Genomic DNA, 1656 nt, shown 5'->3' with positions numbered 1-1656 from the left:
GCCTTGTCGACATCGAGGATCGGCATGCCGAAGATCGGCGATTTCGGGTCGGTCTTGGCCGCCGGGTTGGTCACGTCATTGGCCCCGATGACGAAGGCGACATCGGCCTGGGCGAATTCCGAGTTGATGTCCTCGAGCTCGAACACTTCGTCGTAAGGCACGTTGGCTTCGGCGAGGAGCACGTTCATGTGCCCCGGCATGCGGCCGGCGACGGGATGAATGGCGTATTTGATCTCGACGCCCTCGGCTTTGAGCTTGTCGGCCATCTCGCGCAAGGCATGCTGGGCCTGCGCCACGGCCATGCCGTAGCCCGGCACGATGATGACCTTGGAGGCGTTCTTCATGATGAAGGCGGCATCGTCGGCCGAGCCCTGCTTGACCGGGCGCTGTTCGACCTCGCCGGACGCTGCCCCTGATGTCTCGCCGCCAAAGCCGCCGAGGATGACCGAGATGAACGAGCGGTTCATGCCCTTGCACATGATATAGGAGAGGATCGCACCCGAGGAACCCACCAGCGCCCCGGTGATGATCAGCGCCAGGTTGCCGAGGGTAAAGCCGAGCGCTGCCGCTGCCCAGCCGGAATAGGAATTGAGCATCGAGACGACCACCGGCATGTCGGCACCGCCGATCGGCACGATGATCAGACCGCCGAGGATCAGCGACAGGATGACGATGAGCCAGAAGACGAGATGGCTTTCGGTCAGGACCAGCGCCACGACGAGAACGACGATGGCGATCAAAAGGCCCGCATTGAGGACGTGGCGGCCCGGCAGCATGATCGGCTTGCCCGACATGCGCCCGTCGAGCTTGAGGAAGGCGATGATCGAGCCGGTGAAGGTGATGGCGCCGATGGCAACGCCGATCGACATCTCGACCAGCGCCTGGCCATGGATCGAACCGACCTCGCCAATGCCGAAGGAATCCGGCGAATAGACCGCGGCTGCCGCCACCATCACCGCGGCAAAGCCGACGAGCGAGTGGAAGGCGGCAACGAGCTGCGGCATCGCCGTCATGGCAATGCGCTTGGCGATATAGGCGCCGACGCTGCCGCCGATGGCAAGTCCGACGACGATGAGCCCGAGCCCCTTGAGGCTTGGCTCGGCCAGAGCCAGCGTCGTGGCGATGGCGATGGCCATGCCGGTCATGCCGTAGAAATTGCCCTGGCGACTGGTCGTCGGATGCGACAGGCCGCGCAGCGCCAGGATGAACAGGACGCCGGAGACCAGATACAGAAAAGTTGCGAAATTCACGCTCATGCCCATGGTCATCGCCTCACTTTTCTTTTTTCTTGTACATGGCGAGCATGCGGTGGGTGACGAGGAAGCCGCCGAAGATATTGACGCTGACGAGAACGAGCGCGATGAAGCCGAAGCCGGTGGCAAAACCGCTGGCCGAGAGGCCAACGGCCAAGAGCGCCCCGACGACGATGACCGAGGAGATGGCGTTGGTCACGGCCATCAGCGGCGTATGCAGCGCCGGCGTCACCGACCAGACGACATAGTAACCGACGAAGATGGCGAGGACGAAGATGGCCAGGCGGAAGACGAAGGGATCGACCGCACCGCCGGTGACCGCATGCGCCGCAGCGCCTGCCGCATCCGGCATGGTTCCGGCGGCCTGACGCACCATCTCGGTCGCCTGGTTCAAGGCATCGAG

The 1656-nt window shown here is 63.7% G+C and carries 2 protein-coding genes; both read right to left on the bottom strand.

Going from position 1 to position 1656, the window contains the following annotated elements; all coding sequences use genetic code 11:
• On the bottom strand, window positions 1-1256 hold a 1256-nt coding region (locus tag LB462_RS30855), incomplete at its 3' end, for an NAD(P)(+) transhydrogenase (Re/Si-specific) subunit beta (RefSeq protein WP_224515929.1).
• Between the two features lie 16 nt (window positions 1257-1272).
• Window positions 1273-1656, bottom strand: a 384-nt coding sequence (locus LB462_RS30850; RefSeq protein WP_224515927.1) for a proton-translocating transhydrogenase family protein, incomplete at its 5' end; no start/stop codon positions are given.

The sequence above is a fragment of the Phyllobacterium chamaecytisi genome, from assembly GCF_020164455.1.
GTDB lineage: Bacteria > Pseudomonadota > Alphaproteobacteria > Rhizobiales > Rhizobiaceae > Phyllobacterium > Phyllobacterium chamaecytisi.
The sequence above is the reverse complement of the archived record's forward strand: the minus strand, read 5'-3'. Positions and strand labels throughout refer to the sequence as shown.